This is a genomic window from Nitrincola salilacus (assembly GCF_046271865.1).
GTDB classification, from domain to species: Bacteria; Pseudomonadota; Gammaproteobacteria; order Pseudomonadales; family Balneatricaceae; genus Nitrincola; species Nitrincola salilacus.
The window spans coordinates 4,566,653-4,593,403 of record NZ_CP176580.1 but is presented as its reverse complement, the minus strand read 5'-3'; the positions used below and the strand labels follow the sequence as shown (position 1 = coordinate 4,593,403).

Genomic DNA, 26,751 nt, shown 5'->3' with positions numbered 1-26,751 from the left:
CTGCAGAGGACTTCAACATCGCTTCCCGGCTGGTCGAGATCGGCCTCGATGCTGTTTTTTATCCTGTTGCTGGCGAGCTTCTTTCTTTTTTACCGTGGCAATAAAGCTGTTCCTTATCTGCTGACCTTTTATGCGATCGGCTATCTGATCATTTATCAGGTGCGCTTTGATCGCGGTACTGCCTGGTTGTTTGTCAGCCTGACGCTTTTCCCTCTTCTGGGTGATATGGCGAATATTCTGTTGCAGCGATCGGTGCCATCCAGCCTTGAGGTGATGGTGCGTAACCTGCCACTGGTCCTGCCGCTGATGGCGCTGCTGCACTATCGTCGGATTGGGCCTGAGTTGTTGTTGAATGCTATCAGTCTGATGCTGGTGATGGCGCTGCTACTTATTCTGGTGCAGTACACGGGCCTGATCGAGTTCGGGACTATCCTGATGTATCAGTGGCGCCCTTCACTCTGGTTTAACCCAGTGCCCTTCTCCAATGCGATAGTATTCTTTGCCGTTTTTCTATTGGGCCTGTCGCTGCAGTGCAATCTGCAGCGGGTCCGGCCGGCTCTGCTGGCGGGTGTTGGTGCTTCGCTATTAATGGTGCTGTTGAGTGAAACCCGTGGCTCGCTCTTGGCTCTGTCGCTGGTGACGCTTTGCTATCTGCTGCTCCTGTTTCGGCGTCATCGGATCTCTCCCGCCATGCTGGTGATGTTGATCGCGTTGATCAGTATCAGCCTGTTACTTGTTTTTGGGCTGCAGGCCGAACGTCTTCAACTGGGGTTGGATGAGTTCAGGTCCTATTTTACTGGTGGTGCACAGGAAACCTCTGTGGGGATTCGTCTGCAGGTGTGGCAACTGGCCTGGCAGTTGTTTCTGGATCAACCGCTGCTGGGTGCGGGTGTCGAAGCAGCAATCGAAATCAAACAGCAGATGGTGCAGGCCGGTGAAATCCCGGCGTACGTCGCGATGCATCATGCGCACTCAGACATACTGGATACTCTTGAGCGCGCAGGTTTACTGGGGCTGGCAGGGCTGTTCTGGCTGTATTGCATGCCGGTGATTTTCCTGCGCCGTCGTGGCTGTACCTGGCTGGAGATCGCCCCGCTGCTGATGCTGATCGTGGCTGCTTTTCTCTGTGGTCTGACCGATACGCCGCTGCGCAATGGCGTGTCGGGGAATGCCTTTTACCTGTGCCTGATGTTCGGCCTGGCGCTGGCGCTGAATCTGCGTGCCGCTCGGCTGGGAGAGGCAGGTTGATGAGCCGGCCACTGCGTATCGTGCACGCGCTCTGTTCCGACCGTAAAGGTGGTCTGGAGCAGGCCTATGTGCATATGACGCAGGCGCTGTTGCAGCTCGGGCATGAGGTGCATGCCTGGATTCCAGAGCAAGCCCCCTATGCGGCTCAGTTGCCTGGGGAAGCCCTGCTGCAGCCTTTCGATCCGAGAGGCTTTTATGATCCGGCTGCACTGCTCAGCAGTTGGCTGCGACTCAAGCGGCTGCAGCCGGACCTGATCATGGCTCACAACGCCCGTGCCACCTCACTGCTGTGCCGGGCGCGCACAGGTTTGGGCATACCGGTCATGGGCGTTGCACACAGTTACAAGCATCAGCGCATGCGTGGTGTGGATCACTTGTTGGTACTGACGGAGCATATGCGACAGCATCATCTGCAGCAGGGATTCAGCGATGCGCAGGTGCATCTCTTCCCCAACATGCTGCCCCATTTTCCTGAGGCACCTCTGCCATTGAAGAGCAGCGAGCCGGTTCAGCTGGGCTTTATCGGACGCCTCGACCCGGAGAAAGGGCTGGCGGATCTGTTGCAGGCGCTTTCGTTGCTTAAGCAACGGGGCAAGGAGCCGAGGCTGCGGGTCGCCGGCAGCGGTGCAGAGCAGGCACGATTGACTCAGCAGTTACAACTGCTTGGCCTGCAGGATCAGGTAGCGTTCGATGGCTGGATCACGGATATTCGAGGTTGGTTACAGGATATTGATCTGCTGGTGGTGCCCTCGCGTGAAGAGACCTTCGGACTGGTTGTGCTGGAGGGGATGGCGCATGGTCGACCAGTATTGGCCACAAGCACACCGGGACCAGCCAGTCTGATACAGGATGGTGCTGATGGCTGGCTGACACCATCAACTGATCCCGCATATCTGGCACAGACGCTGGAGCTGGCTTTACAGTCCCGATCAGCCTGGCCGATGATCACCGAAAACGCCTATCAGAAGGCGCAGACCTACCGGATGGAGGCGCTGCTGCCGCGCCTGCAAACCTTGCTGACCCTGGCCAGCAAAGCAGGATAACACCTCATCTGGTTGAGGCTGTGGTTACGCCTGACTCATCGTTTTTCCGACAACTTTGATTATTTGGCTACGCTTCTGCCAACTCTCTGCTACTTTGATGCATGAGCTACATGCCAATCAGCCATGCGTCAGGAGATGATCATGAGTGCACTTGTTCACCGTTCATGGGTACCCGAAAGTAGTGAAACGCTTATCCAACAACTGGCTGAGCAAACAGCACTATCCGACATTCCTGATATTGCGGCGCGGATTACGTCGCTGGTTGAGCAGAATCGCCAGATCCACGAGCGTGATTGTTTCAACCTCAACCCCGCCACTAATGTGATGAACCCGCGTGCGGAGGCGGTTCTGTCAGCTGGTCTGGGTTCCAGGCCTTCACTTGGCTATCCCGGTGACAAGTATGAGATGGGGCTGGAGGCGATCGAAGAGATAGAGGTGATCGCGGCTGAACTCTGTGCTGAGGTGTTTCGGGCACCCTATGCCGAGATCCGTGTCGCATCCGGCGCGCTGGCCAATCTCTATGGTTTTATGGCGATCTGCCAGCCGGGCGATGCGATTATTGTTCCTCCAGCCACCATCGGTGGGCATGTTACGCACCATGGCCCCGGTTGTGCCGGGCTCTATGGGTTGCAGATTCATCAGGCACCGGTTGATAGTGATGGTTATACGCTGGATGTCGAGGGGTTGCGTCAACTGGCGCAACGAGTGAAGCCGAAGCTGATCACCGTGGGTGGCAGCCTCAATCTGTTTCCGCATCCAGTCAAGGCGGTGCGCCAGATTGCGGATGAGGTGGGCGCCAAAGTGCTGTTCGATGCTGCGCACCAGTGTGGCATTATCGCCGGTGGCAGTTGGCCCAATCCGCTGCACGAAGGCGCACATCTGATGACGATGAGTACCTACAAGAGCCTGGGTGGTCCGGCGGGAGGCCTGATCGTAACCGTTGATGCCGAGCTGGCGCAGCGTCTGGACAGTATCGCCTTCCCGGGGCTGACAGCGAATTTTGACGCGGCAAAATCAGCAGCACTGGCGCTGACAATGCTGGACTGGAAAGCATTTGGCGCCGACTACAGCCGTACCATGATCGAGCTGGCGCAGACCTTTGCCCGTGAGCTGCATGATCAAGGGGTACCGGTATTTGCGCACGCACGCGGCTTTACCCAATCCCATCAGTTCGCGATTGAGGCGGTTGCCTACGGTGGCGGACAGGCAGCATCGAAACATCTGCGCAAGGCTGGCTTTCTCGCCTGTGGTATCGGCTTGCCGATCGCACCGGTCGAAGGGGATATGAATGGGCTACGCATCGGCACGCCGGAACTGGCGCGCTGGGGTGTGCGTGTGGAGGATATTCCACAACTGGCTAATCTGGTCGCAGCTGCGCTGACATCCTCAGCACCCGAGCAGTTGGCAACTGAGGTTGCACAGCTTCGTGCTCGCTTTAGTCGGCTGCACTTTGTTTGTGAATAAAGTGTTTGTGAATAAAGAAGCTGTGAATGAGGAGGCTGTGAAGCGTTGAGCCCTAAGTTGAAATAACGAACCCTGCTAATTTAACTTAGGGGTGAAAATAAAATAAGAGCATAGATTAGTTTGTGGTTTTACGTAGACTCTGATGGACTGGTTAAGTGCTCACCTCATAGCTCTGGTAGTTCGTCCCGCAGGAATACCGGCAGATCCATCGTAGGCGGCGCTGAACCATACTCATACAGCATGTCTGCTATGTAGCCACGATGATAGGTCTTGTGATTGATGATATGCAGCAGCATGTCGCCACGGCTCATCTTGCCAGAGCCACCATCGACAAATTTGAAGGGAATGATCTGCTCCAGCGATGGCTCTTCCTGTATATCCGCATAGTCGATATACCATTGATCGGATTGCTGTTGAGCTGTATGGAGCTCTTCAAAGGATGGTACGGTCAGGAAATTGCGCGATGTAAAACCATGCTCGGTGTCTTCAAGGTGCGCCCTCCAGATAAGATCAACCACATAGTTGTGACTCAGTATGCCATTGACCCCATGGGGTCGCCCAGGCCGTGCATCGGTCAGCCAGGTAGCGGGTACTTGCGCCAAAGCGGCATACAAACGCACATTGGCCCAAGCGCTATAGCGCGTCAACATCCTGATGTTTCGTATTGCAGTCATAACAGCCTCGGGTATCTGAAGCATCCATCACATTTTGGCATTGTGCAAAGCGATATAACAGGCCTGACGCAGGGGGGGCGCGTTGATATCAATGTGTACCGTCTAAAAGCCCCGAAACACTCAGATCTTCATCAAGATCTGGCCAGTGGATCCCTTCTCCATCTCCAAGAAGCTCCCAGTTACTCAATTGCTCTTTTGAGGCATTAGACAGGCGTGGGAACCAAACCAGTGGAACAGATATAGTGCGGCCATCAACCAGCTCGACGACAAGTGCCACATCAGTGCATTTAACATTCTGAGCTTGAGGGTGAAGCTCAACTGCCAAAATACTCATTCCAAGCCTCCAAAAATGTAATCCTGTTCTTAACCACCAACTGCTCAAGTTGCCTCAATTCCTGGGATGAGAATCGAGTTGAACTTGCAAGAGCAACTGACTGTAACCAGAACTTTGCTAACATTCGCTCTCGCTGAATGTGTATGTGTGCCGGTTCACTGCCCTCATTACTATAGAAAAAGAAACGATAAGGGCCAATACGCATCACTGTAGGCATATTCTATATATTTTCATCCTTGTTTGTCTTGATACAACTCTGCTCATACAACTTGATCTGACGCAAAAATCGGCTGTAAGCGAAGTTCATTGCGTAGATATATCCCATCAGACCGCCGCGCCAGTAGCCGCGCAGGAAGTAGCCGCTGATGAAGGAGGTCCAGAAATCGATGATGATGCGGAAGGTGCTGGGTTTGCGGCCACGAGCACGCAAGTCGCTGGCCTGGGCTTCGGTGTAGCCGTTCATCTTTGCCACTCGGTGATGAAACGAGCGCACCGAGTCGTGTGCCATGCGCCCCTTGAGGTTGGCTGTACGCGCATTGGCGTTCATCTGCACACGATCATGCACTGGGCTCTCACTGTAGCGGCCCTGGCTCAGGCGATACAGGCGCACCGGTTTATATGGGGTATAGGCGCTGAGGCTGTCGGAGCCGTAGAGGCGGTCGTGGATGGCGATGAAGTAGCCATCGGCCAACGCTTCCCTTGAGGCAAACAGCTGCTCGATCTCCTCGCGCAGTTCCGGCAGAGTGCGCTCATCAGCATCGATATTGAGTATCCAGTCGTTGCGAGCCTGATCCTCAGAAAAGCGCTTCTGTTGGCCATATCCTGGCCAGGGGTTGTATAGGACTCGCGCTCCAGCTTGCTCGGCAACCGCAACTGTATCGTCAGTGCTGCCGGAATCGATCACGATTACCTCGTCGCACCAATCAATGACGCTCTCGATGGCAGCGACAATGCGGTCCGCTTCATTAACGGCGATGATGGTAACGGAGATGGGCAATTTGGCAGGCATGTGAAATCCGGATTGATGGTCAGGGTTTGAGGTGTTCGCGTCTGTCCAGCGCAGGCGCGGCCGGGTGCGATCACATGAGCTGTTATGGTACCTGCTTGCGTGAAGCAGGTGAATAGTCTGGGTGGGTTGACATTAAACGTGGCTGGCCTATCTTGGTAGCTTGACCACGAATGGGGAGATCCCGCGCGCCATGTCGCATTTCAGTCTCAGAACCTGCACGCTGACACAGCATCCTGTGGCTCACGAGCATACCTATCATCAGCTGATTCTGGCGACGTCCGGTGCCACCGAGTTGAGTGTGGAGGGGCGGGGGGCGCGTATTACACGTGAACTGGGTTGTCTGATCCCCTCGCATTATCATCACGCCTATCAGGGTGATGGTGATAATCGTACGCTGGTGCTGGATATCCCGCTGAGTAGCATGGCTGCTTTTCCCTGTGCGGATGAGCTGGAGCGGATCTTTGCCCGGCCTGATTTTTTTCGTGTCTCGCCCGAACTGAACCGCCTGGCGTCTGCTCTGATGCAGCAGTTGGAGCTGTTTCCCGAGCTACGCAAGGATATCGCCACCCTGCTGCTGCGCAGTCTCTATCTGAGTATTTACCGACGGCATCTGCCTGGCTCAGAGCCCGAAACGACAGCCAGACATTATCGAGCCCGACTGGATATTGATCTGATCAATGCCCATATCGATGCCCATCTGGGTGATGAGATACAGGTGGAGCATCTGGCTGCTCTATGTGCTCTGAGTCCCGGTCATTTCCATGCCAGTTTTCGCCATGCAACCGGCCAGACCCCGATCAGCTATGTGCAGCAGAGACGGCTGGAGCATGCGCGGGCTCTGGTGCGTCACAGTGAGCTGTCGCTGGGCCAGATCGCGTCACTGATCGGCTTCAGTGATCAGGGTAGCTTCACGCGGGCTTATCGACGGGTGTTTCATATCACCCCTACGGCGCATCGACGCGCCTGATCAGCGCTTACTGCTGACTTTAGCTTATCGGTAACCTTCCTGCTATCTTCCTTTGATATATGAGTCTCGGGCAAATATGTCTTAGCCCAGGGCAAGCAGAAATGCTGTTGCTGCCCTATTCTGATACTCAGACTCTTGGGTGAATGATTATGAAATTTTACTATTCCGATCGTCAAAACCTCCATGCTCCGGCGACGTTTCTGCTCAGAGGCAAACCTGCACCCTCACCGGAAGGCCCTGTGCGTGCCGAGATACTGCTGGCCGAAATGGCACGACTGGGTGTGACGCTGAGTGAGCCGGATGGGCTGACATCTACCGAAAACGAAGCCCGCCTGCACGAGCGTCTGGCGCGGATTCATACCCCGCGTTACCTGCATTTTCTGGAAACGATTCATACCCGCTGGCGTGAGCTGCCGGGCGCGTCCGAGGTGGTGACGCCCAATGTTCACCCTTGTGCAGGTGGGCGACAATACCCGGATCATCCCATCGGCCAGGCGGGCTGGCATCTGCACGATATGGCCTGCCCGATAGGACCGGATAGCTTTGCCGGGATACTCGCCAGTGCTGCCACGGCGGAAGCGGCTGCGCTCAGTGTTGTGCAGGGTGAGCCGTCGGCTTATGCACTGTGTCGGCCACCGGGGCACCATGCCGGGCCTGAGCAGATCGGTGGTTTCTGCTACCTGAACAACTCGGCGCTGGCCGCTACGGTGCTGCGCGAAAAGTATGATCGGGTGGCGATTGTGGATGTTGATCTGCATCACGGCAATGGTACTCAAGATATCTTCTATCAGCGTTCCGATGTCTGGACCGGCTCCCTGCATGCCGATACACGCGAGTTCTACCCCTTCTTCTGGGGGCAGGACAATGAGACAGGTGAAGGCGAGGGTCAGGGCTTTAATATCAATATTCCGCTGCCGCTGGGCAGTGACGGCGCAGTCTTCTGTCAGGCCCTTGAGCAACTGCTGGAAAAACTGGATCAGTTTTATCCACAGGCGGTGGTTGTGGCGCTGGGACTGGATGCCCACAAGGATGATCCGCTGGCCGGACTGACGCTGGAGACCAGTGATTTCCAGCGCATCGGTGAACGTCTGGCAAAACTGCAACTGCCCACAGTGCTGGTTCAGGAAGGCGGGTATCCGACCGAGGCGCTGGGGAATAATCTGGCGGCGTTTCTGAATGGCTTTCGGGGTGCTTGAGCTGAGTCAGGCGTAGCTGTATCAAACCATATTTAACCAATGAAGGAAGCAGAGTCATGAGCATTACCTATCAAGGAAGCAACAACCGCATGAGCCAGGTCACTATCCACAGGGATACGGTCTATCTGGCTGGTCAGGTGGCAACTGATGCCAGCGCCGACATGCGTAGTCAGACAGAACAGATACTGACCGGGATCGATGCCCTGCTGGCCGAAGCCGGTACAGCAAAGGATCATCTGCTGTCTGCGACCATCTGGGTTACCGATCTGAGCGAGTTCAATGAGATGAATGCCGCCTGGGATGCCTGGGTTGCGCCGGGTCGTCCACCGGTTCGTGCCTGTGTTGAAGCCAAGCTGGCCAAGCCGGAATGGAAGGTCGAGATCATGGTCGTGGCTGCACTGCCGGGAGCTTGATCATGCGAATGATAACGGCACAGGAGGTGGCTGCGGCGCTGCCTTGGGATGCGCTGGTGAGTCGGCTGGAGAGAGTGTTCCGCGAGGGTGTTGAAGCTCCGCCGCGCCATCATCACACGATGCATCGTGAGGATGGTGATGCAACGATGCTGTTGATGCCTGCCTGGGAAGCGCGTGGTTATATTGGCATGAAGATGGTCAATGTGTTCCCCCAGAATGCGGCGCAGGGGTTGCATGCGATCTCCGGTGCCTATCTGCTCAGCGATGGCCGACATGGCACGATGCTGGCCTGCATGGATGGCAGCGAGCTGACCAAGCGTCGCACGGCTGCGGCGTCAGCACTGGCGGCTCGTGCATTGGCGCGAGAGGATGCCAGCTCGCTGCTGATTGTGGGAACCGGCAAGCTGGCACCGATGCTGATTGAGGCGCATGCAGCTGTGCGGCCCATCACGCGTGTGCGTATCTGGGGCCGTCAGCTCAGCAAGTCTCAGGCGATTGCCGCTGATTATGCTGATCGCTTTGACTGCGAGGCCGTAGAGGATCTGGAGGCGGCAGCACGTGAAGCCGATATTATCAGCTGCGCCACTCTGTCGACCGACGCACTGATCAAGGGAGCATGGCTCAAACCGGGTGCGCATCTGGATCTGGTCGGGGCCTTCCGCCCTGATATGCGTGAATCCGATGCCCAGTGTCTGGCGCGGGCCGAAGTGTTTGTGGATACCTATGCCGGTGCCAGAGGCGAGGCAGGTGATCTGCTGCAGGCGATTAATGAGGGCGAATTCGCATTTGATCGGATACAGGCTGATCTGGCCGAACTGGTGCGCGGCGAGCATGCCGGGCGCAGCAGTGCTGATGCGATCACGCTGTTCAAATCGGTCGGTGCGTCGCTGGAGGATCTGGCCGCCGCCATAGAGGTTTGGGAGCAACTGGAGCATGCGCAATGAGCAAGCCAGCGTCAGGGACTGGCTTTTTCTGGCATGAGCGCTGCTTCTGGCACGATCAGGGAGCGATCGGGGTGTTTTCCGAGCCGGGCTGGTTCATGCAACCGCAACCGGCCTCAGAAAGCCCTGAGAGCAAGCGGCGGTTGAAAAACCTGCTGGAGATATCCGGTCTGATCGATGAGTTGGAGGTGCGTAAACCCGCACCGGCCAGTCGTGAGGAGCTGCTCACATTTCATACCCCCGAATATATGGATCGACTGGAAGCGGGTGATCAGCTCGGCAGAGGCAATGCCGGTGAGGCGGCGCCTTTCACCCGTGGCAGTCTGGCGGCAGCACAGCAGTCAGCTGGCTTGGCTGTGGCGGCTGTTGAAGCGGTGCTGCGAGGGGAGCTGCGCAATGCCTATGCGCTGTGCCGCCCGCCTGGACATCATGCCGAGGCGGATCGCGGGCGAGGCTTCTGTCTGCTTGGCAATATTCCGATTGCAGTGAATCGTGCGCGCCAGTTGGGATTACTGGAACGGGTAGCGATACTCGACTGGGATGTACACCATGGCAACGGGCAGCAGGATGCGTTCTATACCGACCCTCAGGTGCTGACCATTTCCATACATCAGGCCGCCAACTATCCGCTGGAGAGCGGCGGATTTGAGGAGCTGGGAGATGGAGCTGGACTGGAATGTAACCTTAATCTTCCGATGCCACCGGGAAGCGGAATCGGTGCCTATGATTATGCGATGGAAAAACTCATCCTGCCGGCAATTGAGGCCTTTGCACCGGAGCTGATTGTGGTTGCCTGTGGCTATGATGCCTGTGCCAAGGACCCGCTGGGCAAGATGATGCTGAACAGTGAAGCCTTCGGGCGGATGACGCGACAGGTGCAGGCGGTGGCGGATCGTTGCTGCCAGGGGCGGCTGGTGATGACGCATGAAGGGGGTTATTCCGAGGGCTATGTGCCTTTCTGTGGACATGCGGTGATCGCGGCGCTGGCCGACAGCGATATCCAGGCAACGGATCCGCAGAATGAGGAGATCGCAGCCTGGGGCTATCAGTCGTTGCAGCCGCACCAGCAGGCGTTGATTGATGGTTGGGTTGAGGCGTTTTTCAAGCAGAGGTATTGAATGCATATCGTCATTATCGGCGCAGGTGTGGTGGGTGTGACCACGGCATATGCCTTGAGTCAGCGCGGTCACAGAGTGACGGTTATCGAGCAGTTGTCCAGTGCCGGTCAGGAGACCAGTCGGGCCAATGCCGGGCAGCGCAGCTATGGCTATGTCTATCCCTGGTCCTCTCCTGCGATGATCAAAAAGGCACTTCCGTGGCTATTGCAGAAGGATGGCCCGTTGAAGATGCAGATACCTCCGAGTCTTGAGGCACTGCGCTTTCTGTTTGCCACCTGGCGCTATGCAAAACCGGGAATCTTTGAGGCAAACAAGCGTGCCATGCTGCAACTCGCTGCCTACAGTCGTGAGTGCTTTCATACTCTGGAAGCTGAGCTGCCGCTGGCATTTGATGGCGAGCAAGGCGGCGTGATGGAGCTGGCCAGTGATGCGGCCAGCGCAGCGAGTCTGCAGTCCGCGCTGCCACTGCTGCGCGAAGTCGGCGTGCCCCATCGCTTCCTGAATGCAGAGGAGACTCTGGCGCAGGAACCGGCCCTGGCAGGAAATGGTCCTCTGCTGGGTGCGCTGTGGTTACCGGAGGATGGGACTGGTGACTGCTGCCACTTCAGCCAGGCACTGGCGATGGCCTGCGAGGCTCAAGGGGTGGAGTTTCGTTATAACACTCGAGTTGACTCTGTAGCGCTGGATCGTGAACAGGTGGCAGGACTACTGCTCAAGCCTGCTGATCCGGTACATTCAGATTTAGAACCAGAACACCTTGAGGCAGATGCCTTTGTCCTCTGCGCCGGAACAGCGTCCAGCCGTCTCGGATGGATGTTTGGTAGTCGGCTGATGATCTATCCCGTGAAGGGCTACTCGCTGACCGCGCCACTGATAGATCCCGATAAGGCCCCGCGCTTTTCGGTGATTGATGATCGTTTCAAGGTAGTGACGACTCGCCTGGGATCGCGCATGCGTGCGACCGGCTTTGTCGAATTGACGGGTATGAATCGTGACATACCTGAGGCGCGGCTGGATACGATTCGTCGTGCTGTCGCGTCGCGCTTTCCGGGAGCGGCCGATATGACTCAGGCAGAACCCTGGGCAGGGTTTCGACCCATGACGCCGGATGGCCCACCTCTGATCGGGCGCGGCCGTTATCACAACCTTTATCTGAATACCGGACATGGTACTTTTGGCTGGACCCTGTCGGCGGCCAGTGCGCAGTTAATTGCACAATTGGTTGATGGAGAGGTTCCAGTCGTGTCACTGGATGCCTTCCGGCCGGATCGATTCGATTAGTCAGGGCTGAAGCTTTTGCTATAATGCATCGTCTGCCGGGAACTGTGCACCTGGCGTTTCATGCGAATGGATTCAGCCAAGAGGTTCCGGGACTATGATTATGTCCACAACGACCCAGTTTAGAACATTGCAGATCATCGGCAGTAAAAAACTGGGCGGTGCCGAGAGTTTTTTCGTACGCCTGCATCATGCGCTGAACACCAGCGGTATTCCCTCAACTGCCGTGACACCACCGGCGAGTGAGCTCAATGCTGCGCTGAGTCCGCCCTTGCAGCATGCCTCGATGCGCAGTGTCTTCGATCCTTTCTCCCATCTGGCGCTGCGCTCACTGATCCGGCGCGAAAAACCCGATATCGTGCAGACCTGGATGGGGCGCGCCACCCGTCTGGTGCATCTGCCGCCCGGCAAGGGACCGGTGCATGTTGCACGTCTGGGCGGCTTTTATGATCCGGCTCAGTATAGTCATGCCCATGCACTGGTGGGTAATACCCGTGGTATCTGTGATTTTCTGATCCGTGAGGGTGTGGCGGCGGAAAAGGTGCACTTCATCAGTAATTTTGTGCCCGAACCACCTACAGCCGAACCGGTCGAGGTGGATGCCTTGCGTCAGAGTCTGGGTCTACCCGATGCTGCCCGGGTGATTTTTGCACTCGGACGACTGCATGAGAACAAAGGGTTCGATACCTTGATCTACGCATTTGAACAGCTTCCGGCTGAGCTGGATGGTCGTCCGCTGCATCTGCTGATCGCCGGTGAGGGGCCGCTGCGTGCTGAACTGGATGCGCAGGTGGCACGGTCTGCGGCGGCATCGCGTATCCATCTGCCTGGTTGGCAGCGGGATGCGACCCCCTCGTTTGCTCTGGCTGATATTTTTGTTTGTCCCTCGCGCCATGAACCGCTGGGCAATGTGATTCTGGAAGCCTGGGCGAACCGTGTGCCGGTGATCAGTACTCGCTCTGATGGCGCGCTGGAGCTGATTGAGGAGGGGCGCAGTGGCCTGCTGGTCGATATAGATCAGGCACAGGAGATGGCCGATGCGATGCAGGTCCTGCTGATGTCGACACCGGTAGAGCGGGAATCGCTGATTGATGCCGGGCAACAGGTGCTTAAGGCGCGCTTCAGCCAGGAGGTGATCGTCGGTGCCTACCGCGAGCTGTATCAGCAACTGCTGGCGGGTCAGCGCTGAATGTGTGGTATCGCGGGGATCTACACACCGGGGCGGGTGGTTGATGCTTCTCGTACCCGTGCGATTCTGGATGCGCTGCAGCATCGCGGGCCGGATGGTGAGGGGCAGTTTATCGACCGCGATCTGGCGTTGCTGCATACCCGTCTGTCGATCATCGATCTTGAACATGGCCGTCAGCCGCTGCATGCTGCGGATCAGCAGGCGGTGCTGGTAGCCAATGGTGAGATCTACAACCACCCAGAGTTGCGCGCTGGCCTGACCGCTCAAGGGGCCCGTTTTCTGACCGGCTCCGACTGCGAAGTGATTCTGCCGCTCTATCAAGCACAGGCGCAGGCCGATGGTTTTGTTCAACCGGAACGCTTCTGTTCACAACTGAACGGCATGTTTGCCTTTGCTCTGTTCGATCGCCAGCAGCGCAGCCTGCTGCTGGTGCGTGATCGCTTTGGTATCAAGCCACTCTATTACAGTCTGATCAATGGCGGTGTGGCTTTTGCGTCCGAGATCAAGGCGCTGTTGCCCCTGCTGGACAGGTCGCCTCAGGCCAATGGAGATGCGCTGGCGCGCTTTCTGCAGATCAATTTCAGCTCGGGTGACGAAACAGCGATTGAGGGGATCCGGCGCCTGCCGCCCGGTGGCTTTCTGCGCCTGGATGCACAGGGGCAGTTCAGCGAAGGGCGCTGGTGGGATCTGGCGCAAGCGCTGGAGGCACAGCCAGATTTCACCGGCTCCGAGGCGGATGCAGTGGAAACCTTTGATCACCTGTTGCAGCAGTCGATGCGAGAGCACTTGCGCTCGGATGTGCCGGTTGGCCTGTTTCTGTCAGGTGGTGTGGATTCCAGCATTCTGGCCAGAAGCCTGCAACGGGCAGGGGCTGGGCTGGGGGCAGGGGTAGGTGAAAAGGGCTCGCGTGCCTGGAGTCTCGGCTTCGAGACACAGTCGGTGCATGATGAGGCCACTCAGGCGCAATCGATAGCCCAGGCGACCGGTCTGGAGCTTGAGCTGATCCGCAGTGATCCGGTGCGACTGTTTGACCGGCTGGTGTTCTCCATCTGGGCCGGCGACGAGCTGATGGGAGACTTTGCCAATCTGCCGACGCTGGCACTGGCACAGCAGGCGTCAGCCTCGCACAAGGTGGTGCTGAGTGGCGAGGGCGGCGATGAGGTGTTTGCCGGTTATGGTCGCTATCGCATGCCGCGTCTGCAGCGCTGGTTGCTGGCGGCCAGAGCGCCGGGCAGCGGGGGCTTTCGTACTCGTGGTCGTTTCAGCAAGGGTGATAATGCCGGTCTGTTGCAGTCAGCCTGGCGTCAACAGCATATGACACCCTGGCGCGACCCCTTCATTCTGCACTGGCAGCAGCAGGGCGCTCAGAACAGTATGACGCGGATGCAGGCGGTGGATATGCAGACCTGGCTGGTTGATGATCTGCTGGTCAAGGCGGATCGAATGCTGATGGCCTATGGCGTTGAGGGACGTGTGCCATTCCTGGATCATCGACTGGTACTGTTCGGCCTCTCCTTGCCGGAACATCTGAAACGTCAGGGCAGGATCGGCAAGATCATCCCGCGTCGCTGGCTGGAACAGAATCTGCAGAGTGCCGCGCAGCAGGGGCGTAAAAAGGGGTTCACCGTACCGGTGCGCGACTGGTTGCAGGCACTGCCGGCGGATTCACTGCTCAGCGCGCTGACAGGTTCGGTTTTGCTGATGCAGATCACCACCCCTGCCGCAGTCAAAAAGCTGATTGCGCGCCAACAGCAGGGGGATAAACGCGCGGTTGAACCGCTGGCGGCTTTTATCCAACTGGCGATCTGGTCACGTCTGTATATCGAAGGCACGCCGGTACGCCCTCCCGAGATAGTGGAGCCTATCAGCTGGTTGCTGGATTAGTGTCGATATAAATAGTTCTTACCCTTAGGGTGGGTCTTGAAGCGTCGATGCACCCACATGTATTGAGCCGGGTCCTTGCGGATTGCACGCTCTATCTCCTGATTGATGCGGGTAGCATCGGCAACGTCGTCACCAGTCGGGAAAGGCTTGATAATGGGGTAAATCTCTACCTCGTAACGATTATCCGGCAGGCGATGCTGTGAGATCATCAGAATCGGTGATTGATTCAGCTTGACCAGACGGCTGGTGGCGGTGATGGTGGCAGCCTGAACGCCGAAAAAGGGAGCATAGACCGACTGATGTGCTCCGAAATCCTGATCCGGCGCATACCAGATGATCTCATTGGCCCTCAGTGCGCGCAGCACCTGGCGCAGATTGGAGCGCTCGATGGTGCTGGAGGTGCGGCTCCGACCCTTGTCGATCACCTCTTCCAGTACAGGGTTGTTGTGGCGCCGGTACATGGTGTTGAACGGATAGTAGAAGCCGAGCAGCACGCCACCCAGATCCAGTGTGGTGAAGTGTGCGCCGAGCAGAATCACCCCGCATCCCTGTTTCAGGGCCGCATCCAGATGTTCCCGTCCCTTGATCTGCGTCCGCTCACGGAACCACTCTTTCGGTGCCCACCAGGCCATCCCGGCCTCCATCACACCAATGGCGTTGTGGATAAACACCTCACGGGCCATCCGATCACGGGCCTTATCATCCAATTCGGGGAAGCACAGGCGCAGATTCACCTCGGTGATATGACGCCGACGCCGGGCCAGATGATAAAGCACGACCCCGAGGGCTTTGCCGATTTTCAACTGCGCACCATAGGGCAACAGGGCAATCAGGCGCAGCAGGCCGATCCAGATCCAGGTCGGCCAGTGGCGAGGTGTATAGAGAGAAGTGGGTTTGTTTTGACTCACAAGCGACATCAGCATTCGGATACAGGATAATGTTGCGTTATTCTAACCTGATATCCTGCCAAGGTGCAGGTATAATGGCCAGCCCGTATGTGGATGAATACTGAGGAGTTGCATGCAAAAAGATCAGGCTCAGAGCGCCGTCGACAGCAGTAGCTGGGCAGTTTACCGCCGTCTGCTGGCATATATTCAGCGCGAATGGCTGATGTTCGGCCTTAGTATTGTGGGGTTTCTCATTTATGCCGCTTCACAGACAGCGGCCGCGAAATGGCTGGAATACTTTGTAGATGCCATCGAGAGTGGGCAGTTGGATCACCGTGCCAATCTGGCGATCGGGATCATTCTTATCTTTGCTGTGCGTGGCATTGGTACTTTTCTCGGTAACTATGGTATCGCTTATGTGGCGCGTGCGCTGGTCAATCGTCTGCGCTGTCAGATGTTTGATCATCTGCTGGTGCTGCCCTGTGCGTTTTATCAGAAACACTCATCTGGCGAGTTGCTGTCACGTTTGACTTACAATGTTGAGCAGGTCACCGGCGCTGCTACAGATGCATTGAAAGTGGGTATCCGTGAAGGCTTCACCGTGATCGGCCTGTTCAGCTACATGATGTATCTGAACTGGAAGCTGACTCTGCTGTTTGTGCTGATTGCACCGCTGGTCGGTGGCGTGGTTGCGCTGGCATCCAAGCGCCTGCGCCGTCTCAGCCATGGAATTCAGGATTCTGTCGGCGATATCTCCTCAGCCGCTTCCGAAGCGATCAAGGGTTATCAGGTGGTGCGCATCTTCGGCGGTGCCGAGTCAGAGCGCGAGCGTTTCAATCGCGTATCGGAACGTAATCGGCGCCAGTTCATGAAAATGGTGGTCACGCAATCGGTTTCGACACCGGTGGTGCAGATGCTGGTGGCCTCGGTCGTGGCGATGCTGACCTATATCGCCATGGCACCCAGCCTGCTGGAGGCGATGACCACGGGTGAGTTTATCGCCTTTATTTCGGCGGCCTCCCTGATGGCGAAACCGATCCGTCAGCTTACCGAAATCAACAGCATGGTGCAGAAGGGGATCGCGGCAGCGGAGAGTTTCTTCAAGCTGTTTGATGAGCTGCCTGAGATGGACAGCGGCAGTATTGAGCTGAAAGAAACTGCTGGTCGCCTGGTGTTCAAGAACGTCTCTTTCCGTTACCCCAAGAGTAGTGAGGATGCTCTGAAGGAGATCGATCTGGTGATCGAACCGGGGCAAACAGTTGCATTGGTCGGGCGTTCCGGCAGCGGCAAGTCGACATTGGTCAGCCTGTTGCCACGTTTTTACGATGTGGAGCAGGGATTAATCTGTCTGGATGATCGTCCACTGTCGGACTACACCCTGAAGAGCCTGCGTAATCAGATCGCACTGGTGAACCAGCATGTGGTGCTGTTTGAGGGCACCATTGCTGAGAATATCGCCTATGGTGCGCTGTCTGGTGCCAGTCCGAAGCAGATCAAACTGGCAGCCGATGCGGCGCGTGTCACCGAGTTCACTGATCGCCTGCCCGAGGGGCTGCATACGGTGATCGGCGAGAATGGTGTGCTGCTGTCCGGTGGTCAGCGCCAACGTATCGCGATTGCGCGGGCGATACTGAAAGACTCCCCGCTGTTGATTCTGGATGAAGCAACCTCAGCACTGGATACCGAGTCTGAACGCTATATCCAGCAGGCGCTGGAGCATGTGATTCAGGATCGTACCACGTTGGTGATTGCTCACCGACTCTCAACTGTTGAGCAGGCCGACAAGATAGTCGTGATGGAACATGGGCGGATCGTTGAGTCCGGCACACATGCCGATCTGATCAGCCACAATGGCGTGTATGCGATGCTCTATCGGATGCAGTTCAACGATACGCCGCCGGTCCCTGTGACCTGATCTTCGCTGCAGAATGAGTACGCCTGTCGTTGATGGGGGGGAGGGAACCATGAGTGTAGCAGGGACGCGAACACAGCCCTTGTCGGGACTACTGCTCTGGCTGCTGCTGGCTAATGCTCTGCTCTGGACGCTGCTGCCTTGGCTGATCCATCCCACTTTGCCACTGGATGTAGTCGAGGGGATCTTCTGGGGGCAGGAGTGGCAGTGGGGATACTACAAACACCCACCTTTGCCGGCCTGGCTGGTCAATCTCAGCTTTGAGCTTGTCGGTGGGCTCGGCCCTTACCTGCTCAGTCAACTGGCGATTCTGCTTACCCTGTTGTTCGTTTATCTGTTGGGCCGTCGTATTTTCGATCGGGAGCAGGCGCTGGTTGGCGTCCTGCTGCTCTATGGTGTCTATTACTTCACCTGGCCGACACCTGAGTTCAATCACAATATCGCTCAGATGCCGATCTGGGCTGCGGCTGTCTACTTCTTCCATCGTGCGTTGCATGAGAACCGCTATCGTGACTGGGCGTTACTCGGGCTGGTGGTCGGGCTTGGCCTGCTGACCAAGTATGTGATTGCGGTGCTGGTGGCGAGCATGTTCCTGCTGATGCTGCTGCGTGGCGAGTATCGCAGGCGGATTCTCTCCTGGCAGGTGGCAGTGTCGCTGCTGGTGCTGCTGTTGGTGTTTCTGCCGCATCTGCTCTGGTTGATTGAGCATCAGTTTCTGCCGTTGCAGTATGCGCGTGATCGCTCGGCTGCAGCCAGTGGCTCATGGGTGACACATATCACCCTGCCGCTGAAGTTCCTGAGTGTGCAGTTGCTGGATCATCTGCCATTGCTGTTGATACTGGCGGCTGCGGGACTGTTGCACAGAGGGTTCTGGGCGCGACAAAGTGGTAGTGATGGAGCCGATCGTGATTTTCTGCTGATGCTGGCGCTGGGACCGGCACTGCTGACCGCACTGGCAGCACTACTGACCGGTATGGGTCTGCGCGATATGTGGGGCACCCCGATGTGGAATCTGTCAGGGCTGCTGCTGGTCAGCTATCTGAAACCAGAGGTGCTGAAAGACAAGGCACACAGGCTGTGGCGTGTGACGGCGATCTGGCTTGGTGTGTTGCTGTTGCTCTATGGACTGGCGGCGATTATCGGTAATCAGTATAAATCCAAACCTTCGCGCACCGCCTGGCCCGGCAAGGTGCTGGCCGATGGCGTGCAGCAGCAGTGGCGACAGGTGACAGGGTGTGATGCGATTGCTATCGTCGCGGGAGATTACTGGCTTGCCGGTCTTGTATCGCTGCGTGCCGAGGGGCGCCCCAGCGTGTTGATCGAGGGTGATCTGGCGCTATCCCCCTGGCTGACGGAGCAGCAGATAAAACAACAGGGCCTGCTGCTGGTGTGGCAGTCATCCGATACTCGTGTGCCGGATATGTTCCGGGATCTGCCAGCGCCGGATGCTACCGGACAGCTGCAGCTTGAGTGGCGACAAGGTGAGGCTTCTTTAGTGATCAGTTGGGGGGTAATTGCACCTCAGGTTGCAGGTTGTGGCAAAGAAGGTGGCCGGTATTAAATGCCGCATCCTTTGACATCAGAATCCTCTGGATTGAGATCAAAGATGCCCGTTTCCTGGCCTTGACTGGATTGCACAGGCTAAAAATCTGCCACAATTGAAGTTACTGAATCAAGACAGGTTATCCAAGATTTGCTTCACTTGCTGATGCAGTCTTGGCAGGTCGCTCTGAATCGTCTTCCAGACGAGCTCCAGATCTACCTTGTCGTAGCCATGCGAGACGCGATTGCGCATGGTGTACATGACGAGCCAAGGAATGTCGTCGTTCTGCGCGGCGAATTCAGGGGAGGCGCGCTGGATGTTGTTCGCAGCCTCGCCAATGATCTCGATGTTGCGGATCACGGCATCTTGCACCAGCTCGCTGTTCAGAAACGCGTCCTCACCCATGTCTTCTGTGTAACGGTCGATGCGCTCAATGGCCTCCAGAATGTGCCCGAGGTAGCCAGGAACGCGCAGTGACTTGGTCATACCGGCACTGCCTCAGATAGTACCCGGCTGCGAAAAGCATCGGGCAGAGCCTTAGGCGTCAGCACATCGACCGATACACCAAGAAGGCGTTGAAGCTCTACTTGTATGGCAGCTACGTCCATCAACGTCGTTTCCGGCGTCGGGTCGATGAGGATATCAAGATCGCTGTTGTCAGTATCTTGCCCGTGCAGCACAGAGCCGAACACCCTCGCATTCAGGGCGCGATGAGACTCAACCACATGCCGAATTGCCGCACGGTTCGAGGCCAAGGCTTCAGAGGGTTTCATGAGTTCTCCCGAAATCAAATTACTGCTTTCAACTTTAGCACTTTTTACTACCCACAGCGTAATAAGATCCTGTTCGCCTTTACCAAATTAACCCCTGATCAGCCGGGGTTCTGGGCTGAGCCTGATCTGGCACTGCTGCAGTAGTTCGCCAAAGGCGTCGCTGGCCAGAAAGGTCAGCTCTTTGTGACGTGTCAGCGCCATCCCTTTGGCTTGATCTGGATCTGCTTCACCCGGGTGACACATGATCAGGCCACCGGCTGGTAGTTGCTTCAGCCAGCCTTGCATAAGTGCGGCAAAATCAGCGTCAGGCTGCAGCGAGTAGAGCCCGGCAAACTCGCAGGAGAGTTTCAGCTGTGGATAGCGACTCACTGCCTGTGTAAAACCTCGCCCCATCAGCTGAATAATCATCGCCTTGAGGCGAGCATCATGTCCGCTCAGTTCCGGGCGAACCTGACGTATCCACGGGGCTTTGTCGGCATAGCGTGAGTCCAGTTCAGCCAGCAGTACATCACGGATGCCGGGGAACAGGTGAACATGCTGATGGCCATCAATGAAGTCGGGTATCGAGTGAGTTGTGGCTTCAAAAACATCCAACTGGCGACGCAGTTGCGTGCTCACCCAGTCCTTATCAATACGCCCTGTCAGTGCGTATTGCATCAATTGTGGCAGTTTTTTTGACGCAGGCCCCTCGGTCAGATTGAAGTGCAGGCCGATGCTGACCGGTCTGCGCAGTTCCATTAGTGAGGCTGCATCCTGATGCCAGCAAGGCATATCGGTCATGCAACTGACCGCACTCAGACGCTCGGCGCGGCAAAGGCTCAGGATGCCACGGTTGATTGCAGGACTCATGCCGAAATCATCGGCGCAGAGCACGACCGGCTTCAGGTGCGGCTGTGCTGAATGACTCATGGCGCAAAGGCCCAGAAGCGGCTGAGGATGAAGGTCATCACGGCAACGCCTCCCAGCACCAGCAGCAGGGCCAGATCATAGCGCAGCGGTGTGAAGTGCAGCAGCAGCGCATAGCTCGCTTCGTTGACGGCAAAGCTTGCCAGCGCAACAGTGGCAAAGCGGGGCAGAGTACGGCTGTGTTCCAGTCCGTCTGCCTGAAAGGTCAGGCGGCGATGCCCGAAGTAACTGACATTGAACGCCACCAGAAAGGCAACCACATTCGCCAGCAGCGGAGCCATGCCAAAGGGTACCAGCAGCACGACCACCAGCCAGTGTACGATCAGTGCCAGAATGCCGACACCGGAAAAACGCAGTACCTGAGCGATCATTAGGGTTGTCCGGGTGCCTTCTCGGGCGTTTCATCGGGAGTATCGCCTGAGGTGTCTTCGGCACCTGAATGGCGCTCATAATCGGAAATCAGATAGACAGGACGCCCTTTGACTTCCGAGAAAATACGCGCGATATATTCGCCCAGCACACCCACCGAGAGTAGCTGAATACCACCGAGGAAGCTGATACTGGCGATCAGTGTTGGCCATCCCGGCACTCTGGTGCCCAGAATCAGTGTGCTGAGGATGATCGTCATGGCATAGGCAAAGGCCAGAAATGAGATGCAGGCCCCGATCACCATCCAGATACGCAAGGGGGCACTGCTGAATGCGGTGATGCCGGTCAGCGCCAGCGATGAAAGGCGCCGCAGGCCAAAGCTGGTTTGACCGCTGTAGCGCGGGTTGACCTTGAAGGGGATGCCGATGCTGCGAAAGCCAACCCAGGCAAACAGACCCTTCATCATGCGCTTGCGTTCGGGCAGGGAGCGCAGGGCTCGCACCACCTTTTTATCCATCAGGCGAAAATCACCGGCATTGGGTTCGATACTGACATCGGCACTCTGGCTCAGCAGACGGTAGAACTGATTGGTGACACTGCGCTTGAATCGCCCCTCATCCGAGCGGTCGGCGCGCACGCCATAGACCATCTCATAGCCCTGCTGCCAGTGCTGAAAGAACACCTCCAGCATCTCGATAGGATGCTGCAGGTCGGAATCCATCAGAATCACGACATCGCCCTCGGCATGATCAAGGCCCGCGCTCATCGCAGCCTCCTTGCCGAAATTGCGTGACAGGCAGAGCAGCGATACCGGATAAGACTCAGCCAGCATTCTGACCACCTCAACCGTATCGTCCCGGCTGCCATCATCAACAACCAGTATTTCAAAACGGGCAGACAGCCGTGGCAGATAGTCCGTTAGCTGCGGTATCAGGATCTGCAGGTTGGCTGCTTCATTAAAAGCAGGCAGAATGCAGGTAATGCTGGGCTGTTGTTGGCTGTCTGGCATTAGTCGGTCCGGTGTTTCCTGCTGGATGGTAGTTGGATTGTAGTTAGACTGTAGTTAGATTGTAGTTGGATGGTAGCGGCAAAAAAACGATAACAGGCTGCAAGTTTAAACGCTGCCGCCTGAAGATGCTAAACTATACCCCACTTTTCAAGCAACCGATTCATGATTCAAGCGGAACTGATGCATGTCGCGCTGGCTTTACACCTTAGTGTTTCACCTGCTGTTGCCAGCGATATTGCTGCGACTCTACTGGCGTGGTGGCAAAGCCCCGGCGTATCGTGAGCGAATCGGTGAGCGCGTCGGCATCACACCCGCCCTGAAGTCTGATACTGTCTCACCCTTGTGGATACATGCCGTTTCGGTTGGCGAGGTGCAGGCGGCATCACTGCTGATCCGTCATCTGTTACAAGCCTCTCCTGAACTTCCTCTGTTGATCACCACCATGACACCGACAGGTGCTGAGCGGGTCAAGGCGCTGTTTGGTGATCAGGTAGAACACCGTTACTGTCCCTATGATCTGCCCTGGGCTTTTTCATCCTTTCTGAAAAAGATGAAACCGTGCGCCTGTGTGATTATCGAGACAGAGCTCTGGCCCAATATGCTCAGGCAGTGTCGCAGGCAGGGTATTCCGACGTTGCTGGTCAATGCACGCTTGTCAGAACGCTCGGCAAGAGGCTATGCCCGTATCGGAGCACTTACCCGGTCGATGCTCCGGCAGATAGATTGCGTTGCCGTGCAGAACGCCACCGATGGTGAGCGCTTCATGCGCCTGGGTCTGCCTGCTGATCGGCTTAAGGTCACCGGCAGTATCAAGTTCGATGCTGCGATAGACACTGGCTGGCTCAGGTGTGCGAGCGAGTTGAAGCAAACCTGGGGTGAGCAGCGACCGGTGCTGGTGGCGGGTAGTACGCATGATGAAGAGGAAGCTCTATTGCTGCAGGTCTTCACGCGATTGCAGCAGGATTTCCCGACCTTGCTGCTGATCCTTGTGCCTCGCCATCCTGAGCGCTTCGAGCCGGTCTGGGAGCTTTGTCTGGCCAGCGGTCAAACAGCTCAGCGAATCAGCGATTCCACAGATATTGAAGCGCAGACAACGCTGCTGCTGGTCGATAGAATGGGGGAGCTGATGACCTACTACGCAACCGCCGATATTGCGCTGGTAGGCGGAGCTTTTATTGAGCGGGGCGGGCATAATCCACTGGAACCTGCACTGCTGGGCAAACCGGTTATCATGGGACGACACTGCTTCAACTTTGCCGAAATCTGTGCCGGGTTGGCCGCTGCCGGTGGGCTGGTGCAGGTAGCTGACGACGATGATCTGATCCGGCAGCTCAAGCTCTGGTTGCAGATGCCTGACCAGGCACAGCTCGCCGGGCAGCATGCAGCGGATTATGTCTCCAGCAATACCGGCGCGGTGGAGCGGGTTGTCGCGCTGCTGAAGCCACTTATGCACAGGTAGCATTTTTTATAGGATCAAGCCACATCATGATCACTGAAGAGGGCAATATGGACGCACAAGCGATTATCCGGGAGATGCGGGTATTACCCGATATCGACGCTGAATTCGAGATTACCCGCCGGGTCAATTTCATCAAATCTCATCTGCTTCATTCCGGCCTGAATACTCTGGTGTTGGGCATCAGTGGCGGGATAGATTCCTGTACGCTGGGGCGGCTGGCACAACTGGCCGTGGTTGAGCTGAATCAGGAACATCACGAACGATATCGGTTTGTCGCAGTACGCCTGCCCTATTCCACTCAGGCTGATGAGGCAGATGCTCAGGCATCCATCGATTTTATCCAGCCATCACACAGCCTGACAGTCAATGTGCAACCGGGCGCAGATGCCATTCACAAGCAGACTTGTGCTGCTCTGGTTGGGCTGGATCTGTTGCCACAGGATCCTGGCAAGCAGGATTTTGTCAAAGGTAACACCAAAGCCCGTACCCGCATGACGATTCAGTATGAGATAGCCGGTATGCTGGATGGCCTGGTGTTGGGGACAGACCATTCGGCCGAGAATATCACCGGTTTTTACACCAAGTTCGGGGATGGAGCCTGTGATCTGGCGCCGCTGTTCGGGCTGAATAAGCGCCAGGTCAGACTGCTGGCCAGAACAATGGGTGCCCCTGCTCATGTAATCGATAAAGCGCCAACAGCGGATCTTGAATCATTAAACCCGCAGAAGACTGACGAAGAGTCGCTAGGGCTGAGCTACGATCAGATTGATGACTTTCTGGAGGGGAGGTTGGTTGCGCCGGAGATCAGCGAGAAGCTGATCTATATCTACCAGCGCACCCAGCATAAACGTCGTCCAATTCCGACACTGTACGATGAGCAGTAATAGCTGCTGAGCAGAATGGAATATCCAGGATGGAAGGCCTGGTAACGCTGAGAAGCTGCTTACGGGCGTAAACAGCTTCTGGCAGGGTTATCGGTAAGAATGCTGTGGCAGCGATGCCGTCAGCTTCATATGCCGGTTCACATCCTTGTACAGCAAGTAGCGGAAGGGTCCCGGGCCACCGGCATAGCAGGCCTGTGGGCAGAAGGCGCGCAGCCACATGTAATCGCCGGCCTCGACCTCAACCCAGTCTTGATTCAGGTGATACACCGCCTTACCTTCGAGCACATACAGACCGTGTTCCATAACATGGGTTTCATCAAAGGGGATCACGCCCCCTGGCTGAAAGGTCACGATATTCACATGCATGTCGTGGCGCATATCGCTTTGATCCACAAATCGCGTGGTGACCCAGGCATTGTTGGTGCCGGGCATCGGGATCGGATCGACATCATTCTCGTTGGTGACGAAAGCCGGCGGCGCATCGATACCATCCACATACTCATATGCCTTGCGCAACCAGTGGAAGCGTACCGGCTCGCCGGTGTTGTTTCTGACATGCCAGTCACTTGATGGTGGGATAAATGCATAGCCACCTGGCGTCATGACATGCTCCTTGCCGTCAAGAGTCAGTGTCAGCTCGCCTTCGACAATAAACAGCACACCTTCTGCGCCCGGGTCCAGCTCAGGCTTGTTGCTGCCGCCACCGGGAGACACCTCTACTATGTACTGAGAGAAGGTCTCGGAGAAGCCGGTCATGGGGCGGGCAATGACCCACAGACGGGTTTTGTCCCAGAAGGGCAGGTAGCTGATGACGATATCGCGCAGTACACCTTTGGGGATGATGGCGTAGGCTTCGGTAAAGACTGCGCGATCAGACAGCAGTTGTGTCTGGGGTGGGTGGCCGCCTTTCGGGGCGTAATAAGTGTTACGGGCCATGTCGTTGTCCTCTTGCAACAGGAATCATGTAACAGAAATGCCGGGTCTGGCATCGCGCCAGCGGATCGTTTCCTGTTTCAGTTAATTTTGTACACAATCATTGTAGTGCAGGTTTAATTGATTTATAAATTAAATAATTGAATGAGAGCCAGTGGAAAACCCACTGAAAGATTGCGATGAACCTGAACACAACCCTCGACCCAGTGCTGCTGCGAAGCTTTGTGGCCGTGGTGGAAACCGGCAGCTTTACCCGCGCAGCCGAAAGCACGCATCTGACCCAGTCTACCGTGAGCCAGCAGGTGCGCAAGCTTGAGTCCCAGATCGGCTGTGAACTTCTGCACCGCAAGGGACGCTATGTCACAGCGACCCTGGAAGGGGAGCGGGTACTCAGCTATGCACGGAGGATTCTGCACTTGATGGTCGAGGCGGTCTCCCAGACCAGCCTGAGTGTCGAGCAGCAGAAGATCCGCCTGGGCGTGCCTGAGGACTTTGCCACCCACGCCATCATGCCGACCCTGGCCGACTTTTCCCGCCGCTATCCCAGTATCCGTCTGGAGGTTAAAAGTGGCATGTGCAGTGATATCTGGCGTGAATTCCAGCGCAATGAACTGGATCTGGCACTGGTGAAACAGCGCCAGAACAGCCAACCGGGTCTGGCCAGCTGGCCCGAGCCCTTGTGCTGGATTGACAGTCTGGAGGGCAACAACCTGCAGCGTGATCCGATTCCACTGGTGACCTTCCCGATTGGCGGCCTGTATCGCAGCGAAATGGCGCACACCTTTGATAGTCTGGGCCGCAGCTGGCGCCTGGCGTATGTCAGCACCAGCCTGTCTGGTGTCTGTTGCGCCGTGGAAGCGGGCCTTGGCATCTCACTGCTGCCGAAACGACTGGTCACCGCTAACCATCGCATTTTGGGTGAGTCCGAAGGTCTGCCGCCAGTGGCCGATCTGGAACTGACTCTGCATGCCCAGCCTCAGCTCTCTGCGTATGACAAGATGTTGGCTGATGAGCTGATAGGGGCGTGTGAGGGGATGTTCTCTGCTTGAGGAAACCACTCAATTATGCATTTTCCAGGCGCTGATACGAGGTTTGGTTACCTGATCTGCTTAAACTGGGTTATTTCTACATCCTGCCCGTCTGGGAATTTTGCATGGAGTTCAAGTGTTCCCCCTAAGGCTTCAATATAGGAAGCCAAGGTGCTGACCATTGTGTCAGGACGCTTCTCGATTTGAGATACATTGGGTTGAGCAATTCCCAAAGCCCGTGCCACATCTGATCTGGTCACCACCAGCGCTTGCATCTGCCTCTTTCAGGT

28 protein-coding genes are annotated in these 26,751 nt (G+C 56.6%); 16 read left to right on the top strand and 12 right to left on the bottom strand.

What is annotated here, in order from left to right; all coding sequences use genetic code 11:
- Nucleotides 1-48: 48 nt before the first annotated feature.
- The 3 genes from ACK3CJ_RS21110 (at nt 49) to glyA (ending at nt 3,755) form a co-directional block, all read left to right on the top strand.
- Nucleotides 49-1,248 carry an O-antigen ligase family protein gene (locus tag ACK3CJ_RS21110; RefSeq protein WP_409524165.1) on the top strand — a complete coding sequence of 400 codons (1,200 nt, stop codon included), beginning with the start codon at nt 49-51 and terminating at the stop codon, nt 1,246-1,248.
- On the top strand, nt 1,248-2,291 hold the full coding sequence (locus ACK3CJ_RS21105) for a glycosyltransferase family 4 protein (RefSeq protein WP_409524164.1): 1,044 nt from the start codon (nt 1,248-1,250) through the stop codon (nt 2,289-2,291). The genes ACK3CJ_RS21110 and ACK3CJ_RS21105 overlap by 1 nt, the downstream gene beginning before the upstream one ends.
- A 141-nt stretch (nt 2,292-2,432) precedes the next feature.
- On the top strand, nt 2,433-3,755 hold the full coding sequence (glyA, locus tag ACK3CJ_RS21100; RefSeq protein ID WP_409524163.1) for a serine hydroxymethyltransferase: 1,323 nt from the start codon (nt 2,433-2,435) through the stop codon (nt 3,753-3,755).
- Between the two features lie 164 nt (nt 3,756-3,919).
- Here glyA and ACK3CJ_RS21095 read toward each other — a convergent pair whose 3' ends face one another.
- The 4 genes from ACK3CJ_RS21095 to ACK3CJ_RS21080 all read right to left on the bottom strand — a co-directional run bounded on the left by ACK3CJ_RS21095 (nt 3,920) and on the right by ACK3CJ_RS21080 (nt 5,772).
- Nucleotides 3,920-4,405 (bottom strand): DinB family protein, encoded by a 486-nt coding sequence (locus ACK3CJ_RS21095; protein ID WP_409524162.1) that lies wholly within the window; start codon nt 4,403-4,405, stop codon nt 3,920-3,922.
- Nucleotides 4,406-4,517: 112 nt separating this feature from the next.
- The gene (locus tag ACK3CJ_RS21090; protein ID WP_409524161.1) at nt 4,518-4,763 is read right to left on the bottom strand and encodes a DUF2442 domain-containing protein; all 246 of its coding nucleotides are present in this window, start codon (nt 4,761-4,763) and stop codon (nt 4,518-4,520) included.
- Complete coding sequence (locus ACK3CJ_RS21085) at nt 4,744-4,968, bottom strand: DUF4160 domain-containing protein (protein ID WP_409526635.1); 225 nt, start codon at nt 4,966-4,968, stop codon at nt 4,744-4,746. Before ACK3CJ_RS21085 ends, ACK3CJ_RS21090 begins: the two co-directional genes overlap by 20 nt.
- Nucleotides 4,969-4,983: 15 nt before the next feature.
- Nucleotides 4,984-5,772 (bottom strand): glycosyltransferase family 2 protein, encoded by a 789-nt coding sequence (locus tag ACK3CJ_RS21080; protein WP_409524160.1) that lies wholly within the window; start codon nt 5,770-5,772, stop codon nt 4,984-4,986.
- 190 nt (nt 5,773-5,962) lie between these two features.
- Here ACK3CJ_RS21080 and ACK3CJ_RS21075 point away from each other — a divergent pair, with 190 nt between their 5' ends.
- From ACK3CJ_RS21075 to asnB, 8 genes are all read left to right on the top strand, one after another.
- Entirely contained in the window at nt 5,963-6,739 is a 777-nt protein-coding gene (locus ACK3CJ_RS21075) for an AraC family transcriptional regulator (protein WP_409524159.1), read from the top strand.
- Between the two features lie 149 nt (nt 6,740-6,888).
- Nucleotides 6,889-7,935 carry a histone deacetylase family protein gene (locus ACK3CJ_RS21070; protein WP_409524158.1) on the top strand — a complete coding sequence of 349 codons (1,047 nt, stop codon included), beginning with the start codon at nt 6,889-6,891 and terminating at the stop codon, nt 7,933-7,935.
- Between the two features lie 56 nt (nt 7,936-7,991).
- Nucleotides 7,992-8,348, top strand: coding sequence for a RidA family protein (locus ACK3CJ_RS21065; RefSeq protein WP_409524157.1), 357 nt, complete (start codon nt 7,992-7,994; stop codon nt 8,346-8,348).
- A gap of 2 nt (nt 8,349-8,350) precedes the next feature.
- Nucleotides 8,351-9,292: an ornithine cyclodeaminase family protein gene (locus ACK3CJ_RS21060; RefSeq protein ID WP_409524156.1), complete on the top strand. Its 942-nt coding sequence runs from the start codon at nt 8,351-8,353 to the stop codon at nt 9,290-9,292.
- Entirely contained in the window at nt 9,289-10,407 is a 1,119-nt protein-coding gene (locus tag ACK3CJ_RS21055; protein ID WP_409524155.1) for a class II histone deacetylase, read from the top strand. The genes ACK3CJ_RS21060 and ACK3CJ_RS21055 overlap by 4 nt, the downstream gene beginning before the upstream one ends.
- Complete coding sequence (locus ACK3CJ_RS21050; protein ID WP_409524154.1) at nt 10,408-11,688, top strand: D-amino acid dehydrogenase; 1,281 nt, start codon at nt 10,408-10,410, stop codon at nt 11,686-11,688.
- Between the two features lie 100 nt (nt 11,689-11,788).
- Entirely contained in the window at nt 11,789-12,874 is a 1,086-nt protein-coding gene (locus ACK3CJ_RS21045) for a glycosyltransferase (RefSeq protein WP_409524153.1), read from the top strand.
- A complete protein-coding gene (gene asnB / locus ACK3CJ_RS21040) occupies nt 12,875-14,758 on the top strand; it encodes an asparagine synthase (glutamine-hydrolyzing) (protein WP_409524152.1) in 1,884 nt (627 codons plus the stop codon). It begins immediately after the preceding gene.
- Here the strand turns inward: asnB and lpxL are convergent.
- Nucleotides 14,755-15,675, bottom strand: coding sequence for an LpxL/LpxP family Kdo(2)-lipid IV(A) lauroyl/palmitoleoyl acyltransferase (gene lpxL, locus ACK3CJ_RS21035; RefSeq protein ID WP_409524151.1), 921 nt, complete (start codon nt 15,673-15,675; stop codon nt 14,755-14,757). The two genes, asnB and lpxL, sit on opposite strands and share 4 nt — an antisense overlap.
- A gap of 103 nt (nt 15,676-15,778) precedes the next feature.
- Here lpxL and msbA point away from each other — a divergent pair, with 103 nt between their 5' ends.
- Nucleotides 15,779-17,560, top strand: a complete 1,782-nt coding sequence (gene msbA, locus ACK3CJ_RS21030; RefSeq protein WP_409524150.1) for a lipid A export permease/ATP-binding protein MsbA — start codon at nt 15,779-15,781, stop codon at nt 17,558-17,560.
- Between the two features lie 49 nt (nt 17,561-17,609).
- Nucleotides 17,610-19,118: a glycosyltransferase family 39 protein gene (locus tag ACK3CJ_RS21025; RefSeq protein ID WP_409524149.1), complete on the top strand. Its 1,509-nt coding sequence runs from the start codon at nt 17,610-17,612 to the stop codon at nt 19,116-19,118.
- A gap of 111 nt (nt 19,119-19,229) precedes the next feature.
- On the opposite strand, the gene ACK3CJ_RS21020 is transcribed toward ACK3CJ_RS21025, so the two are convergent.
- From ACK3CJ_RS21020 to ACK3CJ_RS21000, 5 genes are all read right to left on the bottom strand, one after another.
- A complete protein-coding gene (locus ACK3CJ_RS21020) occupies nt 19,230-19,586 on the bottom strand; it encodes a HepT-like ribonuclease domain-containing protein (protein WP_409524148.1) in 357 nt (118 codons plus the stop codon).
- On the bottom strand, nt 19,583-19,873 hold the full coding sequence (locus tag ACK3CJ_RS21015) for a nucleotidyltransferase family protein (RefSeq protein WP_409524147.1): 291 nt from the start codon (nt 19,871-19,873) through the stop codon (nt 19,583-19,585). The genes ACK3CJ_RS21020 and ACK3CJ_RS21015 overlap by 4 nt, the downstream gene beginning before the upstream one ends.
- Nucleotides 19,874-19,960: 87 nt before the next feature.
- Nucleotides 19,961-20,782, bottom strand: coding sequence for a ChbG/HpnK family deacetylase (locus ACK3CJ_RS21010; RefSeq protein ID WP_409524146.1), 822 nt, complete (start codon nt 20,780-20,782; stop codon nt 19,961-19,963).
- Nucleotides 20,779-21,150 carry a GtrA family protein gene (locus tag ACK3CJ_RS21005; protein ID WP_409524145.1) on the bottom strand — a complete coding sequence of 124 codons (372 nt, stop codon included), beginning with the start codon at nt 21,148-21,150 and terminating at the stop codon, nt 20,779-20,781. The genes ACK3CJ_RS21010 and ACK3CJ_RS21005 overlap by 4 nt, the downstream gene beginning before the upstream one ends.
- Nucleotides 21,150-22,157, bottom strand: a complete 1,008-nt coding sequence (locus ACK3CJ_RS21000) for a glycosyltransferase family 2 protein (RefSeq protein ID WP_409524144.1) — start codon at nt 22,155-22,157, stop codon at nt 21,150-21,152. The genes ACK3CJ_RS21005 and ACK3CJ_RS21000 overlap by 1 nt, the downstream gene beginning before the upstream one ends.
- A gap of 184 nt (nt 22,158-22,341) precedes the next feature.
- On the opposite strand from ACK3CJ_RS21000, the gene waaA reads away from it, so the two are divergent.
- On the top strand, nt 22,342-23,616 hold the full coding sequence (gene waaA / locus ACK3CJ_RS20995) for a lipid IV(A) 3-deoxy-D-manno-octulosonic acid transferase (RefSeq protein WP_409524143.1): 1,275 nt from the start codon (nt 22,342-22,344) through the stop codon (nt 23,614-23,616).
- Nucleotides 23,617-23,642: 26 nt separating this feature from the next.
- Nucleotides 23,643-24,500: an ammonia-dependent NAD(+) synthetase gene (gene nadE, locus ACK3CJ_RS20990; protein ID WP_409524142.1), complete on the top strand. Its 858-nt coding sequence runs from the start codon at nt 23,643-23,645 to the stop codon at nt 24,498-24,500.
- A gap of 87 nt (nt 24,501-24,587) precedes the next feature.
- On the opposite strand, the gene ACK3CJ_RS20985 is transcribed toward nadE, so the two are convergent.
- The gene (locus tag ACK3CJ_RS20985; protein WP_409524141.1) at nt 24,588-25,436 is read right to left on the bottom strand and encodes a bifunctional allantoicase/(S)-ureidoglycine aminohydrolase; all 849 of its coding nucleotides are present in this window, start codon (nt 25,434-25,436) and stop codon (nt 24,588-24,590) included.
- Nucleotides 25,437-25,612: 176 nt separating this feature from the next.
- Here ACK3CJ_RS20985 and ACK3CJ_RS20980 point away from each other — a divergent pair, with 176 nt between their 5' ends.
- Nucleotides 25,613-26,482: a LysR substrate-binding domain-containing protein gene (locus ACK3CJ_RS20980; RefSeq protein ID WP_409524140.1), complete on the top strand. Its 870-nt coding sequence runs from the start codon at nt 25,613-25,615 to the stop codon at nt 26,480-26,482.
- Between the two features lie 47 nt (nt 26,483-26,529).
- On the opposite strand, the gene ACK3CJ_RS20975 is transcribed toward ACK3CJ_RS20980, so the two are convergent.
- Nucleotides 26,530-26,736, bottom strand: a complete 207-nt coding sequence (locus tag ACK3CJ_RS20975) for a hypothetical protein (RefSeq protein WP_409524139.1) — start codon at nt 26,734-26,736, stop codon at nt 26,530-26,532.
- Nucleotides 26,737-26,751: the final 15 nt, after the last annotated feature.